The sequence below is a fragment of the Lactobacillus sp. ESL0680 genome (genome assembly GCF_029392855.1).
In the GTDB taxonomy this organism is placed as follows: domain Bacteria; phylum Bacillota; class Bacilli; order Lactobacillales; family Lactobacillaceae; genus Lactobacillus.
This window is the reverse complement of sequence record NZ_CP113945.1, coordinates 733,196-750,216: the sequence shown is the minus strand read 5'-3', so window position 1 is coordinate 750,216 and position 17,021 is coordinate 733,196. Positions and strand designations below refer to the sequence as shown.

Annotated in this window: 18 protein-coding genes; all 18 read right to left on the bottom strand. The window is 39.4% G+C overall.

The window, feature by feature from the left end; genetic code table 11:
• Nucleotides 1-94 precede the first annotated feature (94 nt).
• Nucleotides 95-1,186 (bottom strand): tRNA 2-thiouridine(34) synthase MnmA, encoded by a 1,092-nt coding sequence (gene mnmA / locus OZX58_RS03710; RefSeq protein ID WP_277141733.1) that lies wholly within the window; start codon nucleotides 1,184-1,186, stop codon nucleotides 95-97.
• A 39-nt stretch (nucleotides 1,187-1,225) separates the two neighbouring features.
• The gene (locus tag OZX58_RS03705) at nucleotides 1,226-1,567 is read right to left on the bottom strand and encodes a DUF1831 domain-containing protein (protein ID WP_277141578.1); all 342 of its coding nucleotides are present in this window, start codon (nucleotides 1,565-1,567) and stop codon (nucleotides 1,226-1,228) included.
• 48 nt (nucleotides 1,568-1,615) lie between these two features.
• Nucleotides 1,616-2,764 carry a cysteine desulfurase family protein gene (locus OZX58_RS03700; RefSeq protein ID WP_277141576.1) on the bottom strand — a complete coding sequence of 383 codons (1,149 nt, stop codon included), beginning with the start codon at nucleotides 2,762-2,764 and terminating at the stop codon, nucleotides 1,616-1,618.
• Entirely contained in the window at nucleotides 2,765-3,460 is a 696-nt protein-coding gene (locus OZX58_RS03695) for a 5'-methylthioadenosine/adenosylhomocysteine nucleosidase (RefSeq protein WP_277141574.1), read from the bottom strand.
• A 26-nt stretch (nucleotides 3,461-3,486) separates the two neighbouring features.
• Nucleotides 3,487-3,822: a hypothetical protein gene (locus OZX58_RS03690; protein ID WP_277141573.1), complete on the bottom strand. Its 336-nt coding sequence runs from the start codon at nucleotides 3,820-3,822 to the stop codon at nucleotides 3,487-3,489.
• Between the two features lies 1 nt (nucleotide 3,823).
• Nucleotides 3,824-4,387 (bottom strand): NUDIX hydrolase, encoded by a 564-nt coding sequence (locus OZX58_RS03685; RefSeq protein WP_277129736.1) that lies wholly within the window; start codon nucleotides 4,385-4,387, stop codon nucleotides 3,824-3,826.
• Nucleotides 4,388-4,609: a cold shock domain-containing protein gene (locus OZX58_RS03680; protein ID WP_277129738.1), complete on the bottom strand. Its 222-nt coding sequence runs from the start codon at nucleotides 4,607-4,609 to the stop codon at nucleotides 4,388-4,390. It abuts the gene before it with no gap.
• The gene (gene ileS, locus OZX58_RS03675; RefSeq protein ID WP_277141571.1) at nucleotides 4,609-7,398 is read right to left on the bottom strand and encodes an isoleucine--tRNA ligase; all 2,790 of its coding nucleotides are present in this window, start codon (nucleotides 7,396-7,398) and stop codon (nucleotides 4,609-4,611) included. Before ileS ends, OZX58_RS03680 begins: the two co-directional genes overlap by 1 nt.
• A gap of 224 nt (nucleotides 7,399-7,622) precedes the next feature.
• Nucleotides 7,623-8,390: a DivIVA domain-containing protein gene (locus tag OZX58_RS03670; protein ID WP_277129740.1), complete on the bottom strand. Its 768-nt coding sequence runs from the start codon at nucleotides 8,388-8,390 to the stop codon at nucleotides 7,623-7,625.
• Nucleotides 8,366-9,166, bottom strand: coding sequence for a YlmH/Sll1252 family protein (locus OZX58_RS03665; protein ID WP_277141569.1), 801 nt, complete (start codon nucleotides 9,164-9,166; stop codon nucleotides 8,366-8,368). Before OZX58_RS03665 ends, OZX58_RS03670 begins: the two co-directional genes overlap by 25 nt.
• Nucleotides 9,166-9,468 (bottom strand): YggT family protein, encoded by a 303-nt coding sequence (locus tag OZX58_RS03660; protein WP_277129742.1) that lies wholly within the window; start codon nucleotides 9,466-9,468, stop codon nucleotides 9,166-9,168. Before OZX58_RS03660 ends, OZX58_RS03665 begins: the two co-directional genes overlap by 1 nt.
• Entirely contained in the window at nucleotides 9,468-9,854 is a 387-nt protein-coding gene (gene sepF, locus OZX58_RS03655) for a cell division protein SepF (RefSeq protein ID WP_277129967.1), read from the bottom strand. Before sepF ends, OZX58_RS03660 begins: the two co-directional genes overlap by 1 nt.
• Before the next feature lie 69 nt (nucleotides 9,855-9,923).
• Nucleotides 9,924-11,252: a cell division protein FtsZ gene (ftsZ, locus tag OZX58_RS03650; RefSeq protein WP_277141567.1), complete on the bottom strand. Its 1,329-nt coding sequence runs from the start codon at nucleotides 11,250-11,252 to the stop codon at nucleotides 9,924-9,926.
• A 15-nt stretch (nucleotides 11,253-11,267) separates the two neighbouring features.
• Nucleotides 11,268-12,629 carry a cell division protein FtsA gene (gene ftsA / locus OZX58_RS03645; protein WP_277141564.1) on the bottom strand — a complete coding sequence of 454 codons (1,362 nt, stop codon included), beginning with the start codon at nucleotides 12,627-12,629 and terminating at the stop codon, nucleotides 11,268-11,270.
• 54 nt (nucleotides 12,630-12,683) lie between these two features.
• Nucleotides 12,684-13,538 (bottom strand): cell division protein FtsQ/DivIB, encoded by an 855-nt coding sequence (locus OZX58_RS03640; RefSeq protein WP_277141562.1) that lies wholly within the window; start codon nucleotides 13,536-13,538, stop codon nucleotides 12,684-12,686.
• Nucleotides 13,539-13,559: 21 nt separating this feature from the next.
• The gene (gene murG / locus OZX58_RS03635; protein ID WP_277141560.1) at nucleotides 13,560-14,666 is read right to left on the bottom strand and encodes an undecaprenyldiphospho-muramoylpentapeptide beta-N-acetylglucosaminyltransferase; all 1,107 of its coding nucleotides are present in this window, start codon (nucleotides 14,664-14,666) and stop codon (nucleotides 13,560-13,562) included.
• Between the two features lies 1 nt (nucleotide 14,667).
• Nucleotides 14,668-16,047: a UDP-N-acetylmuramoyl-L-alanine--D-glutamate ligase gene (murD, locus tag OZX58_RS03630; protein ID WP_277141559.1), complete on the bottom strand. Its 1,380-nt coding sequence runs from the start codon at nucleotides 16,045-16,047 to the stop codon at nucleotides 14,668-14,670.
• Between the two features lie 10 nt (nucleotides 16,048-16,057).
• Complete coding sequence (gene mraY / locus OZX58_RS03625; RefSeq protein ID WP_277141557.1) at nucleotides 16,058-17,020, bottom strand: phospho-N-acetylmuramoyl-pentapeptide-transferase; 963 nt, start codon at nucleotides 17,018-17,020, stop codon at nucleotides 16,058-16,060.
• Between the last annotated feature and the right edge of the window lies 1 nt (nucleotide 17,021).

Genomic DNA, 17,021 nt, shown 5'->3' with positions numbered 1-17,021 from the left:
CTCTTTTCTATTGCTGTTACTTGTCTAGTTTATCATTTAATGAAAGTAAAAGAAAAAGAGAAAAGCAAATTATGCCTTCCTCTTTTAAATCAAATTAAACTAATTGTAATTGCTTGTCTTCCTGGTATGCAGCGTCAATATTGCCCCCACCAAGACATTCCTCACCATTATAAAGTACAAGTGCCTGTCCCGGAGTAACTGCCCGAGCTGGCTCATCAAAGTAAACTGTCGCAGTATTTTGCTCGGCATGATATTCAACCGTCACGCCAACATCACACTGGCGATAGCGGAACTTCGCACTACAATGGATCTTGAAGTCATGATCTGGCTGACCAGTAAAGAATGACATATCGCTAGCTTCTAATTTAGTTGCATACAATAGTTCACTATCGTAACCTTGTTCAACAATCAATTCATTCTTCTCTAGGTCTTTACCAACAACAAACCATGGATCAGTTGACTCCTTGGTTGAACCAAGACCCAAGCCTGAGCGCTGACCAATTGTATAATACATCAGTCCTGCATGCTCGCCAACAACTTTACCATCTGGCGTAATCATCTTACCAGACTTAGCCGGCAAAAATTCACTCAAGAACTTACGGAAATTACGTTCACCAATAAAACAAATTCCCGTTGAATCCTTCTTTTTAGCCGTTGCCAAGCCTGCCTTAATTGCAATTTCACGCACCTGCGGCTTGGTCAAGTTTGCTAGTGGAAAGATAACCTTACTAATCTGCTTTTGACTCAGTTGACTTAAGAAATAAGTTTGATCTTTATTGCCATCTTTTGGTCGCATCATATGAGCAACACCGTTTGCGTCAGTAACTGTTTTAGCATAATGACCCATGGCAATATAATCGGCATCTAAGTTCAAAGCAAATTCTAAAAATGATTTGAATTTGATTTGGCTGTTACACATAATATCTGGATTAGGTGTGCGGCCTTTTTTATATTCACTTAAAAAATATTCAAATACCCGTTGCCAATATTCCTTTTCAAAGTTAATTGAGTAATATGGAATGCCAATTTGATCCGCTACTTTTTTAACATCATCGTAATCTTCGGTTGCTGTACAAACACCAGCATCATCAGTGTCGTCCCAATTTTTCATAAAGACGCCAATGACATCATAGCCCTGCTCCTTTAATAGCAGTGCGGACACAGATGAATCTACACCACCACTCATGCCGACAACGACTCTTGTCTTCTTTTCTGTCAACCTTCATCAATCCTTTACTGGAACAATAATTTTGCGCTCTTCGAGATCCTTTAAAATATAATCCAACAGTTCTACTGTTTGCGCCAATTGCTTGTTCTTAAAAATATTTACCTTCTGCAAGCCATTACGGTCAGTTACCACCATCGTTAACCGCGTCATGTCCTTGTTAATCGTCATTTTAAGTTTAGTTGGTGCATCATAAGGGGAATCATTATAAAGCGGGTGCTCATAATTATAATTGCCCTTAGCGGTTTTAACAAAACCGGCATCAATCAACGCATAAAGCTTTAAATCAGGACTAAGTGTAAACTTACGCTGATCGCCATTAATTACAACTGTATTTGCCATAATTTTACCTCACTTACTTATAATAAGTTAATGTGCCAAAGAAAGCAATTATTTTTGTACTTTACGAGCAATTTTGCTTAATTCTTGTGCAAAAGCAGCTACTTCCTCATCAGTATTATACCGCCCAAAAGAAATCCGAATTGATTCGTTAACACGAGGCGAATCTTTGCCAAAGCAGGCTACCAAAACATGTGAAGGTTCAAGTGAACCCGCTGTGCAGGCAGAACCGCCCGAAACCGCAAATCCAGCTAAATCAAGATTTGCCTGCAAAATTGTCGTGCTGACACCGTTAATTCGCAAATTAAGTACATGATGCGACACATGTTCGCCGCACCCGCCATTAATCTCATATGCAACACCAGCTTGATTAAGTTCTTGCAAAATCATCTCTTGCCAATGAGCATACTTTGCCTGTAAACCGGCTTTATCAACTGCCGCAATTTCACTAACGGCCTCACCAAAGCCCGCAATTGCCGGCACATTTTCTGTACCAGCCCGCCGTTTAGTTTCCTGCTCACCGCCTAAGACGAGTGGCGGCAAGGTAATTTGCTTGTTTTCGTATAAAAAGCCCAAAAACTTTGGTCCGTTAATCTTGTGTGCCGAAGTTGATAACAGGTCAATTTGCATTTCTTTGACGTCAAGGTCAATATTGCCCAAGCCCTGAACGGCATCAACATGAAAATAAGCGTTGCTGTCTGCCACAATTGCGCCGATTTCTGCAAGTGGGTTAATACTGCCAACCTCATTATTCACGGCCATAATTGATACCAGAATTGTTTCGGGTGTCAGCGCATTTTTCAGGTCAGTAAGCGAAATATGACCGGTCTCATCAACATCTAAGTAAGTAACATCATACCCCTCACGCTCTAATTGGCGCATCGGGTTTAAAACCGATGGATGCTCAATCTTCGTTGTGATAATCTGCTTGCCAATCTTTTGCCGGCTGTGTGCCACACCAAAGATAGCCGTGTTATTACTTTCCGAACCACCCGAGGTAAAGACTATCTCACTGTCTTCCGCATTAATCGCCGCAGCTATTTGACTGCGAGCACGGTCAACTGCACGACGGGCCTGACGCCCCAATTCATAAGTACTAGATGCATTACCAAAATCGCTTTTCATTTCGCGGGTCATAACATCAATAACTTGCGGTGACATTGGTGTAGTTGCCGCATTATCTAAATAAATTTCTTGCATTTAATTCATCTTCTCTAAATAAGCACAAATCAGTTTAGCAGCTTTAGCACCAACTTTTTGAGCAAATTCGTCAAAATCTTCATTTGCATCATCATTACCGTTATCGGAAATCGCCCGTAAAGCTATTAGCGGCTTATTAAAATGGTAAGCAACCTGCGCAAAGGCAGCTCCTTCCATCTCTACAGCTAAGGCATCAGGAAAATTCTGCTTAATCGCATCTTTTTGGACATCAGAACCAATAAAGGCATCCCCAGTAACAATCAAACCCTCTTTAAACGGTACCTTTTGCTCAGTTAAGAATTGCTTGAACTCTTCTCTAGCTGGCGAGGTTAATTTAAACTCTGCTGGTTCTCCCGGGATTTGTCCTTCAACGTAATCACCAGCCAAGGTATTATGCGCATCATGATAAGTAAACGAATCCGCTAATAACAAGTCTTCCTTATGGACTGCAGCAGCTAGTGAGCCAGCAGTTCCCGTCATCAAGATTAAATCAATATCAACATTGCTTAGCAGGCTTGCCAAGTTCATTGCTGCTTGTACCTTGCCAATTCCACTCAAGCCCAAATAAATATCATTGTCTTTAACGCAAAAATGCTCGAATACGGTTGATCCGAACATTTCTTTGTTACCTGAGTGAAAATTTTTACGATAATATTCTGCCTCAATTGCCATTGGGACAATAATTGCTATCTTCATCTTTATCCTCAAATAAAATTTTATCTTTATAAATGAAACAACGCCAATAATACCAAAACAATTAAAACAATTACAATCAAAATTGCTCGATTCAGCTTTTTCTTCAAGAGTAGTGCCTTGTCAGCACTAGGTTCTTTTCCTTGCTTCGTCGTCTTTTGTGACTCAGCCTCACGAGTTGCATGCTGGCGCACCTTTGATCCCGAAGCAATCTTACGCTCTTTTTCTTCAGGATCGCGCTTAAAGTCAGGATTGACATCAACTTCTTCGTCTTCACCATCAAAAGCCGACTTAATTGTATGTAAAAGGTTATTATTCTTTTTACGTTTAACTTGTTTGCGGTAATCGGATCGTTTCTCAGTCATATTATTCCTTCGCTTTTGCACCTGTCAGCAGCATATTTTCCCATACACTCATTGCATATAAGGTTTTAGCATCAACAATTTTACCCTGAGCAGACAGTTGCTTTAAATCAGCTAGATTGTACCAGTGAGTGGTCAAAAACTCATCGGTATCAAGTGGCCGCTTATCAGTTAACTCGGTTAATGTATCACAATAGAACAAATGCAATTTTTCATTAGTAAAACCGGGTGAAGAATAAAATTCAGCGACTTTTTCCCAATAGTCTGCGCGGTAGCCGCCCTCTTCATTCAGCTCACGCTTCATCGCATCCAGTGGACTAGCATCAGTTTCATCAATTAACCCAGCTGGAATCTCCAAGGTCAATTCTTTAATAGGCTCACGCCACTGTTCAACCAGCAGCATTTCCTGCTTGCTGTTAACCGCAATTACAGCTGCAGCCGGTTGGTGGTTAACCACTTCTCTAGTTGCACTAGCACCGTTAGGCAGCCTAATTGTTCTAACATCAAGATCAACAATTCGGCCCTTAAAAATTTCTTTTGAAGAAATTTCAGTCTCTGTTAAATCCATTTACTCACTTTCCTGCGTATCAGCTAAATACACGTTGACACACTGCAAACCATTTTTACCTTGTGCAAGTTGGTACTTAACCTTTTGGCCCACTTGAAGACGGCGGTAGCCCTCTTCTTTAATCGCTGTATAAAATACAAAGTACGATTTGTGGTTATCGTTATCCTCAATAAAACCAAAACTACTGTCCTGGTCAAATTGTTTTACTGTTCCTAAACGCATTATTCTTCTAATCCTTCTTGAACTGCTTCAGGATGATCTTCCTTAACAATGGCAGCACAGCGACCACAAAGCAAAGGTAAATCAGTATCACTACCGATATCTGTCCTAATCATCCGGCAACGTGGGCAAGCTTCGCCTGCTGCATGTTCAACAACAATTGCAGCATTTGGCAGTTGTTCAGCATCTGCTGGGGCTTCACCGTCAGCAATGACTAACTTAGAAACAATCAAAATTTGTCTAAAGTCAGCATCCAATTCATCAAGAACAGCCTTAGTTTCTGCAGTTGGATAAATAGTAACGGCAGCTTCAAATGATTTACCGATTAACTTCTTATCCCGTGCTTCTTCCAATGCCTTCAAAACGTCATCACGCAAGTGCATAAAATGCGTCCAGTTATCTAATAATGCGTCATGGTTAGCAAATTCTTCAACTTCTGGCATATTTGCAAGTTGAATGTAATCTTCTGGTTCTTTTAGGAATGACCAGATTTCTTCCATTGTGTGCGGCAAAATTGGCGTTAAGATTTTAGCTAACTTAACAGCAGCATCATAAATAACTGTTTGCATTGAACGTCTTGCAAGACCATCTTCACTCTCAATGTACAAAACATCTTTGGCAAAGTCCAGATAAAAGGCTGACAAGTCATTAGAAATAAAGGCAAAGACCTTCTTATAAACACTATTAAAGTCATAATGATCGTAACTGTCAAGGCATTCCTTAATCAAGTCATTCAATTTAACTTCCATGTATTGGTCAATTGAATTCATGTCTTCATAAGCTACCCGATTGCTGCTTGGATCAAAGTCAGTTGTATTGGCAAGCATGTAACGGAAGGTATTTCTGATTTTACGGTAACCTTCTGAGGTTTGACGCAAAATATCTTGTGAAACGGCAACATCAGAAGTAGTGTCAACTGAAGCTACCCACAGACGAATAATTTCCGCACCCATTTGCTTGATTACATCGTTTGGTGAAATTACGTTGCCAAGAGACTTCGACATCTTGTGACCCTTATCATCAAGAACAAAACCTTGTGACAGAATTTCTTTATAAGGTGCCTGACCAGTTGTTGCAACAGAAGTAATTAAACTAGAATTAAACCAGCCACGGTATTGGTCACTACCTTCAAGGTACAAGTCAGCTGGGAAGCGCAAGTCTTCACGGTGAGCCATAACTGCTTGATGTGATGACCCAGAATCGAACCAAACATCCAAAATATCAGTTTCTTTTCTGAACTTACCATTTGGTGAATGCTCTGAAGTAAATCCTTCTGGAAGCAATTCTTCAGCTGAATGTGTGTACCAAGCATTTGAGCCTTCTTTAGCGAAGATTTGGGCAATATGTTCAATCGTTTCTGGAGTAACAATTGGCGTATCATCTTCGGCATAGAAAATTGGTAGTGGCACACCCCATGCCCGTTGACGTGAAATTACCCAGTCGCCACGGTCCTTAATCATGTTGTGTAGACGTAATTTACCCCAAGATGGCGTAAAGTTTACCTTGTCGATTTGCTCAAGAATTTGGTCACGACACTTTTTAATTGAAGCAAACCATTGCGTTGTTGCACGGTAAATAACCGGCTTCTTGGTCCGCCAATCATGAGGGTATGAGTGAGTAAAGAAGCTTAATTTCAGTAAGTTACCAGATTCCTTCAGTTTGTCACTAACAACCTTATTGGCATCATCATAGAACATACCAACTAAATCTGGATCAGGAACTTCAGAAGTAAAGCAGCCTTTGTTATCCATTGGGCTGAAAACTGGCAGGCCATATTTTTGACTAACATTATAGTCATCTTCACCAAAGCCGGAAGCAGTGTGGACTAAGCCGGTACCGTCACTAGAAGTAACGTGAAGTGCATTCATCACTAGTGAATCTTGGTCATACAATGGGTGCTTAGCAACCATGCGATCCATATCGGTTCCCTGCATGTGTTGAACAACTTCATAATCAGTCCAGTCAAGGTCTTTAGCAACTGCTTCAAGACGATCAGTGCCTACAACATAGCGTTTATCACCAACCTGAACAACAGAATAATCAAATCTTGGATTAACCGTGATTCCTTGGTTAGTTGGAATCGTCCATGGTGTTGTCGTCCAAATTAAAAAGTAAGTATCTTTGTCATCTAAAATTCCCTTACCATCTTTAACTGGGAAGGCAACATAAATTGATGGTGATTTAATATCGTGATATTCTACTTCAGCTTCAGCTAAGGTTGATTCACTTGATGGTGACCAGTAAACTGGCTTCTTGCCCTTGTAAATGTAGCCATTTTCGTACATTTTACCAAAGAGGCGAATTTCTTCAGCTTCATATTCAGGCTGCAAAGTGATATATGGGTGATCCCAATCACCCATCACGCCAAGCCGCTTGAAGTCAGCCATTTGCTTTTTAATTTCTTTTCTAGCAAATTCTTCACAGAGCTTACGGTATTCTGCTCGATCCATCGTCTTGCGGTCGATCCCTTGCTTAGCTAATTGTTGTTCAATTGGCAAACCGTGAGTATCCCAACCTGGAACGTATGGTGCATAATAGCCATCCATATTTTTGTAGCGAACAATAATATCTTTGGAAATTTTGTTCATTGCATGACCCATGTGAATATTACCATTGGCAAATGGCGGGCCATCATGTAAGTCAAAACGTGGTTTACCCTCGTTTAACTTCAATCTTTGTTCATATAATTTATTTTCTTCCCAATCTTTTTGCCATTCGGCTTCACGAACAGGCAGATTACCCCGCATTTTGAATTTGGTTTTACCCAAATTGAGTGTATCTTTTACTCTCATTTTCAATTTCCTTTCTGCAAAAAAACCTCGCCCTAAATTAGGACGAGGTTTATCATCGTGGTACCACCTAAATTGAGCTGTTAAGCTCCACTTATGTATTGCGTATCGTGCAATTGACGCAAATAAACTAAATAAGGCAGCCGATCAACTATTAGGCTCTTACATTAGCCTCCCACCAGCGCTAATTCGCTGAATTGCCCGCAAGTTTTACTGTCAGTTTATTATTAATTATGATCTTTGTAATCATCTGGAAAAATAATTACTGGTCCAGAATCATTATCTAATGAGTTAGACGATTGACGATTAACAGTTTCGTTACTTGGACTATCACCAGCCATTGGGTGTGGTTGGTCCAGAGACTGATCCTCTTCAATATCTTCCTCAAAGTTTACGTCATCTTCATCATCATTGTCAAGCTCATCTAGCTCTTCGTCATCTTCAATATCTTCATCGTCATCAACCAAAGTGATTGGCTCAGAGCCATCTGGCGGATAAAAACGTTCAGTTGAAAAATATTTGTCGAGGGCCTTTTGCCACTTCTCATCACTTAAATTATCGATTGCAATTTGCAACAGGTCTTGAAGATGATTACGATAACCAGCAATTTCTTTCTTCAGACGTTCATAGTCAGCCTGAAGAGTTTCCTGTTGCTGTCTTTCATAATTAGTATTTGTCGCAATCTGCTGTGTTGCATTATTAATAATTTCTTGTGCCTGTTCTTGCGCATTAGCAAGTGTTTGCTCAGCTGCTTTTTCAGTTTGCTGATACTGGTCAACCTGCGTCTGTAATTTTGCGACTTGATCTTTTAAGCCAACAATATTGTTTTTTAAATCAACCGTTTGGTCTAAAGCGTCACCGTAATCATCGACAACCTGATCTAAAAAGCTGTCAACTTGCTGACGATCGTAACCGTTAAGTCCACGCTTTTTAAATTCTTGATTGTGGATGTCCATTGGCGTTAATCTTTTTACTTGTGTTTTTTTGTCTGCCACAGTTTTAGCACCACCCTATATTTACCTTTTTTAGTTGTTGTAATGTCCATAATTTGACTTCTGCCAAAATGTCTTAGGCTAAGGACATCACCTACTTTTACTATTATATTAGAATCTTGCACTCCATGCCAATTTAATTTTACTAAATTGGTATTAATTGCCGTTTTTAATTGCCCACGACTAGTCTTACTGATGCCAGCTAGAACCGCATCAATTCTAAGAGAAGCAACAAACAGTGGAACAATCTGACTATCATCTTCTGGAATTAGAATTGCCGTTGGCAAAATTGCACGAACCTTGACCTGCGTGCGGCCAATGCGGTCAATCTGCTCAGTAAAAAAATTAAGTAGTTCTGTTTTAATGAAAAACTGCCATTTACCAACACCATCAGTAATGATATCGCCGAAGGTATTCGTCTCAATTCCTGAATTGGCTAATGTTCCCAAAATTGAACTATGAGTTAATTGGACAAACTTGCTAGGATAATAAATCTCACATGCCGTCACTTGGTAGTCCACCGGCATTAAATTAACCCATTCTTCGCTTAAATAAACTCGCTTTTTTTCCGCATCATTGTAGCCGCCAAACTCCTGAATAAATAAGTCGCTGCCAACAACAGTCTTTAAAATATCCCTTTGGGCTGGATCTAAAAAGTCTGTCAGAATTGCCTCATGCTTAAAAATAACCTGATTAAAAAAACCGACCATCTTGTCAACAGTCGATTTTTCTTCTGAATCAAAGTGTGGGTAAAAGCTACTTGCCTGTCTCTTCAGCATCAGCCTAACACCCGAAAGAGTATATTAGCTATCCAATTTAGTGCATAATCCTGCACAAAGTAAAGGACTAATAATCCCAGCAGAAAAGACAAGTCTAACCCAGTTGCATACGATAACTTTTGAATTGGACCCTTGCGAAAAATATTTAAGTAAGGATCAATTATTCGGTTAAGAAATCTCCCAACAGCTGAATCCCGCAAAAACGGCACCCAACTCATAATTGCATCAATTACCATAATGATACTATATAGCCAGATTAGCCAGTTGATTGCACCTAAAACATAAGAAACTATTGTGAGCATTAGCTTAAATTATCTTTCTTATCAACTAAATCACTAATTTTACCGTTAGTTACAAACTTAGGCGGCGTTGCCAAGAAAATCTTGTCGCCGATGCGTTGAATTTCACCATTCAATGCATAAACTGTCCCCGTAATAAAATCAACAATCCTTCTAGCAGACGTATCTTCCATTCTACTAAAATTAATGATAACTGCTTTGTTATTCAGCAAATTTTGGGCAACATCTTTAGCATCAGAATAAACTCGCGGTTCATATAAGACAATTTTACTTTTAGCAGAATTCATCCCTGACTTAATTGAAACTATCTTATCATGATCGATTGTATTGGCTGGAACGTTGTCGTTGTCAACTTCTTGGTCATCAAGGTATTCTTCTGCATCAAGCATGTCATCATCTTCATCAGAAATGCCAAAAAATTTACCTATTTTACTAAAAGCCAATTCTTTTGCCTCCTATTAGTTCTCACCACGGTGCCTAAAAAATGGAATATCATCAGTATCGTCATCATCTTGGGCACTTGTTTCGATTTGCGAAATGCTGCTCTGCTCATCTTCATCAAATGAGTTGAAATTATCTTGTTGATTGATGTTTGGTGTTGACCGTCTTGTTTCTTGACTGTCATTGTTCAAACCCCAAACACTAGTTGGATCAACCATTGGCATATGCTTTGGTGCAGATTGAACTGGTGCTTGATCCACAGTTTGTTCATGACTTACTACTTGTTGTTCTTGGGGTTCTGACTTTTCATGCTTAATCTCGCTGGTTGTTTCTTGTGCCTTAACTTGGTGACTGCGACCTGGAAGCTGTTTTGAAGCTTCTTCTTCAGCTTGAGAACTAATTCCAGTTGCAATCACAGTCACAACAACTTCGTCACCTAAATTAGGATTAATTGATGTACCAAAGATGATGTTAACATCATCGCCAGCTGCCTTAGATACAATTTCAGAAGCATCTTGAGCTTCAAACAAGGTCAAATCTGGACCACCAGTAATATTGAGCAATACTTGCTTAGCACCATCAATTGAAACTTCAAGTAACGGTGAAGAAATTGCTAACTTAGTAGCTTCAACCGTTCTGTTTTCACCGCTAGCACGACCAATTCCCATTAATGCAGCACCTTGGTTAGCCATGACTGTCTTAACATCGGCAAAGTCCAAGTTAACGTAATCTGTTGAGGTAATCAAGTCAGAAATTCCTTGAACACCTTGCTTTAAGACATTGTCAGCTTCCTTAAAGGCATCCATCATTGGTGTCTTTTTATCGACCATCTCAAGCAAACGGTTGTTAGCAATAATAACTAATGTATCAACATATTGCTTTAATTGGGCAATACCTTCAGTCGCATTTTTAGAACGCTTTGGTCCTTCAAAAGTAAATGGTCGTGTTACTACACCAACAGTCAAAGCACCAGTTTCACGGGCAATTTTAGCAACAATTGGCGCAGCACCAGTACCGGTACCGCCACCCATTCCGGCGGTGATAAAAATCATATCAGCGCCTTTAAGTGCATCCTCAATTGTTTGTTCACTTTCTTCAGCAGCCTTTTGACCAACTTCCGGATGCGAACCCGCACCTAGTCCTCTGGTCAGCTTAGGCCCTAGCTGAATTTTAGTTTCTGCTTTATTACTGTTAAGTGCCTGCACATCGGTATTGGCTGCAACAAAAGAAACGCCTTGAACACCATCATCAATCATTCGGTTAACAGCGTTACCACCAGCACCGCCGACACCAATTACTTTGATCACAGCATTTTTATTGTCGTCTGAATCGAACGTAAAATCCATCTAAATTAACCACCTTTAATCAAAGAACTTTTTCAAAAAATTCTTAATGCCTTTATCTTTATTTTGATTATTATTTTTTTGTTTACTTTGCGATTTTTTGTCTCGCTTCAGCATCTCATGTCTATTATATTCTTCTTTTACTTTGGTTTCACTAGCAGCTGCCGGTCTTTTTGATTTTTTTAAATTCTCTTGAGCCGGTTCATCATCTGTTTGCCCAAGCAAACTCTTGCCATAAATTGCACTAATAACCAAAAAGTCAATATCAGACATTCTATACGAATAGTTAACAATACCATAAGCTGCAGAATATACTGGATTACGCATTCCAATCTGATCTGGTTGATAAATCCGTGTCTTTACTCCTAAAGCCTTGGCAACAATGTTATCAATTCCCTGAAGCAGGCTATTGCCGCCAGTGATGATAATACCGCCCGGTAATTTTAAGGCATCATGCTTATTTAAGCCCTTACCAATGCGTTCAATGGTCTGCATCAGCCGTGCATTAATAATATTGCTCAAGTATACTTCATCAACCATTTGCTGACCATCAGTGCCAACACTGTTAACGGCAAACTTGTCTTTTGTTGATGCCAATTCCGGATCGGCATAGCCATAGTCTAACTTGATTTGTTCTGCGTCCTTTTTGGAAGTGCTCAAGACAACTGAAATATCATTGCTGATATCGCTGCCGCCTTCAAAGTCAATATTTGCATACTTGATCTGACCATCATGAATAACAGTGGCAGTAGTCACACCGCCGCCCAAATCAAGAATAATTGAACCAAAAGTACGTTCACTTTCATCAAGGGCAACACTTGCAATAGCCAGAGGGGTTGGCACAAAGAAATTATTCTGGTAGCCAGCGCGTTCAATTGCCTTTTTAATATTATGCAAAGGACTAGCTGGTGCAGTCAGTAAAATTCCTTGAACTGCAAGGGAGTGGGCAATCATCTTGCGCGGATCATCAACCTCAGTTTTACCATCAATCAAAAATCGACTTGGCAAAAAAGCAATTGGCTCACGCTCATTTTTAACTGCGGACTTAACTGCAGCCCGCAAAACGCGTTTAACATCACTATTGCCAACTTCTTGACCGTTATCACTAACATTAATCAAATCACTGGCTGTTTCTAGTTGCAAGAGTCCAACAGGTATCCCCGTAACTACGCTATAAATCCGTGCATTTGTCTTATCGGCAATTTCTTTTAATGCACGACTAATTGCACTCGCCGTCTCATCAATATCAATGATATTACCATGTCGCATGCCCTTATTAGGAATTGCCACTGCGCCGATTACCTTACCGGAATCAGCAACCACTGCTTTCACACTCGTAGTACCTATATCAAGGCCTACTAATAAATTTGAATTGTCCAAAATTAACCCCCCATCGATACGCATTAGTAAGTTTTAGCAAAACTCTAATCAAGTTTACGATATGCCATAAGCCTTCTTCTCACTCGTTGTGAGCGGTCTACTAAAAACTCCTACTTCTAAATCAATTAAACTATTTTTCTTTACTTTAGATTTGATTTCATTATAGTACTTTATTTTATCTTTGAGAGTAGAAACATTTCCTGTAATCACATTGCCATCCTTCATTACAAAAATGACTTGTGATTTACGTCTAGTATTACCACTTAATAATTTTATTTGTTCCTGAAAATCACTAGGTAAACTATTAAATAATAAAAGATCTTGTTTTAAAGAAACTTTATGACTATAACCTACAAAAATTGGCTTATCATGATCTACCATATTCCACGGCAAAAGCCTTGTACCTAGTTTACCATGCGAAAGAATTTTACGGTACCTATTATCTGTTTTAATATAACTAATTGTTTTAAATTCATTGATATGCAAAACCAATTGATTGAAATTTTTAACAGTAAACCAAACGTTTTTAACTTCTGTGTACTTATTAGTTAGTTTGTGATTAACTGCTGCTTGCTTTAAAAAGTAGTCACAAACCTTGTCACTCGACTTAATTCCTGATGTTACAACTACTTCTTTAGCTGGCAAATCATCACCGCCTGTCACTTGTACACTTCTAATGTTAGCAAGCGGTGAAATATAATAGCCCAGTCCAATGATTGCGAATAGAGCAATCCCAACAATTAAGCCTAACCGTCTAATCAGCGCTGATTTCCGTTCACTATGCAAGTGATTAAGCGAGGCAGAGACCTTATTTTTATGTTGCTGATGTTTATTCTGGTCAGCTTGATAATCCAAATAATGATCTAACTTTTCTTTAGGATCAATCTTAGTTATCCGTTTTTTCGACATCTGCCTCACCTCCCTTATTCATTACTTGACAATCGACTGCATAACCTTAATTACCTGATCGGAAGCATCAGAAACACCCAGCTTCTTTGATGACTCACTCATTTCATTTGCATATTTTGTATCAAGCAAAATATGATCGATTGAAGATACAAAACTATTAGTATTTAAATCATCTTCCGCAATCACCAATGCTGCACCTGCCTTTTCCAAGTCAGTTGCATTTTTCATCTGGTGATTATGCGTAACATTAGGGCTAGGAATTAAAATTGCAGGAACACCCAATGCCGTAAATTCCGCAATACTTGTAGCGCCAGAACGTGAAATCACACAAGTCATTTCTGGCAAGACTGCAGGCATATCTTTAATATATGGCAAAACCTTAATATTATTGCCGTAATCAATTCCCTGCAATTTTTCTTGAACTTTATCAAAATACAAAGTTCCTGTTGCCCATACAATTTGATATGGTTTGTCTTTTAATTTCAATAATGACTGCAGCATTACCCGATTAATTGCCAAGGCACCACGTGAACCACCAAAGACAAGAACAGTCGGAATTTTAGGATTAAAATTCCATTCACTTTCTAAGTTAACATGTTGCTCATTTAAGCCCAAAACCTGCTGTGAACGCGGATTACCAGTTTTAACTAGCTTTTTCTTTTCTGAAAATTGCGTGGCAGCATCATCAAAGCTGTAACAAATCTTGTCAACGTAGTGGCCCAAGAACTTATTGGCCACTCCAACAACCGAATTAGATTCGTGAATCATCGTTGGAATCCCCATTTTGGCAGCTTCATAAACGATTGCACCGCTGACATAGCCGCCTGTGCCTAAAACAACGTCCGGCTTAAATTCCTGCAGTATTTTTTTAGCACGTTTAGTTGCCTTAAGGAACATATTAATAGTACTGAAGTTTTTTAACAAATGTTTGCGATTGAAACCTTGAATTTCAATTGTTTTAAAATTAACTCCAGCTGCCGGAACAATTTTCGATTCTAGTCCGCGCTCAGTACCGACAAATAAAATTTCATCACTTGTCGCAAGCTGCCGTTCCTTTAGCCGCTCAATAATTGCCATAATTGGGTAAATGTGGCCGCCTGTACCGCCACCAGTAAAAATAACTCTCATTTTATTTTGTCTTTAAATCCTTAACAAACTTAATAAAGTAATCGCCGCGCTCTTCAAAGGTTCTAAATTGATCCCAAGAAGCACATGCAGGTGAAAACAGTAAAACATCGCCAGCAGCAGTCAGTTCATATGCCTTAGGAACCGCTTCTTGCAAGGTGTTTTCAATTACAATCTGCTTAATACCAGCCTTGCGAGCGGCATCAGCTAATAAATACCGCGTTTCGCCATAAAGCACGATTGCTTTGACATGCTTTTTAAATAGCGGCACTAACGAATCAAAGGTAAAGCCACGGTCAAGGCCACCGGCAATCAAAACCTCTGGTTCCGTAAATGATGGAATTGCGACCGTTGCAGCTTCAATATTAGTTGACTTAGAATCGTTGTAAATTTTACGGTCATCCAAAGTCATCACATATTGCAGACGGTGTTTAGCACCAGTGAAAGTTGTTAAGACATCCTGAATGTCTTCATCATCTGCACCCATTAACTTGCTAATCGCAATTGCAACCAGAGCATTTTGCTGATTGTGGATCCCTGGCAACTTCATTTCACTTGTTTTAATAATCTTATCTGTCTGGCTCTGTAAATAGCCGTTAGCAATAAAATAATCAGCAGTCCGGTCAGTCTCCGAAAAAGTTTGAATATGGGCTTTAGTAATTGCTTTTTCTTGTGCCAAAATCTCTGGTTGATCCAAATTAGCAACAAAGTAATTAGCAGCAGACTGGGTTCTTGTAACGTTCAGTTTGGCACTAACATAATTGGCAAAGGTTTTATGATAATCCAGGTGGACATTATGATAAATATCAACGACCGCTGCTACGCGTGGATCAATGTCGGTTACACCCAATAATTGAAAGCTAGACATTTCAACGACGAGAATATCATCTTTAGTTGCCTTAGTGACTACCTCAGAAATCGGTACGCCAATATTACCTACGGCATAGGCATGATGACCATTTTTAGTTAAATGATGATCCAAAATTTGCTGCGTCAGCATTACTGTTGTTGTTTTACCATTTGATCCAGTAACACAGACATACGGTGCTTCACTGACACTTAATGCAATTTCGGGCTCTGTAATAATTGGTACTTCTAATTCGGCTGCTTTTTGAACCATCGGATTTTCGTATGGAATACCCGGATTTTTAACCAAATAATCAAAGTGTTCTTGGTCAAACAATTCAGTTGGATGATGGCCGCCAATTACCCGAACCCCCATCTTCTCCAATTCCTGTGCATGTTCATCTTGGTCTAAGTCTGTCTTGTCATTCAAAGTCAGCTTTGCACCAAGTTTAAGCAATAACGTACTTACTGCAAAACCGCTCTTCCCAAGGCCTAAAACCAAAATGTTTTTATTCTTATACGTGTCAATCTGTTTCATTTTTACTATCTTAACCCCAGATTACTAAATACAAAATACTGCCGATTAGTCCTACCAGCCAGAAAACAGTATCGACTTTCCATTCTGACCAACCTAACATTTCAAAATGATGGTGGACAGGTGTCATCTTAAAAATTCGTTTTCCCGTTGTTTGAAACGAAATTACCTGCAAAATAACGCTGGCAGTTTCACAAACAAACACAATACCAACTAAAAGCAGCGACCATGGTCTATTTAAAAAGACGCTGACGGCAGCAAGTCCGCCGCCCAAGGCAAGTGAACCGGCATCACCCATGAAAATTTTAGCGGGCTTATGATTGAAAATAAAGAACGAAATCAAGCCGCCAATTACACTCATACAGAAAATCAAAATAGCAAAGTTCTTCTGCTTAAAGGCAAGATAAGCATACGTGCCGTAAGCAACTATTGATAGTCCTGTTGCTAGACCATCAAGACCATCCGAAAGGTTAACCGCATTAGAGAAGCCAACCAACCAAAAAATGACAAACAGCGTAAACAAAATCACATTGGTAATGACGCCAAAGAACGGAATAAACAAATTAAATTTAAAGTTATCTGTTGCGGCAATCCAAACAATAACTACGGCAATCAAAATTTGTAACAACAATTTTTGCCATGCCCGCAAACCTAGATTACGCTTATAAAAGAGCTTAATGCCGTCATCCAAAAAGCCGATAATGCCATAGCCTAAAAGGCTGATGACTAAAATCCAAATGGTTTTATTAATGCTATGCTGCCAAGCCGCAACCCAGATTGAAGAAATGGCTGCTGCTAAGACAAAAATAACGCCACCCATTGTTGGGGTACCCGATTTTTTCTGGTGCCATTTTGGACCCTCATCACGAATTTCTTGACCCTCGTGGTGTGACCGCATAAAAATAATCATCCACGGCAAAAAGATTGCCGTTAAAACTAATGAACTGACTAATGCAATGATGCTAGTAATGAGCATA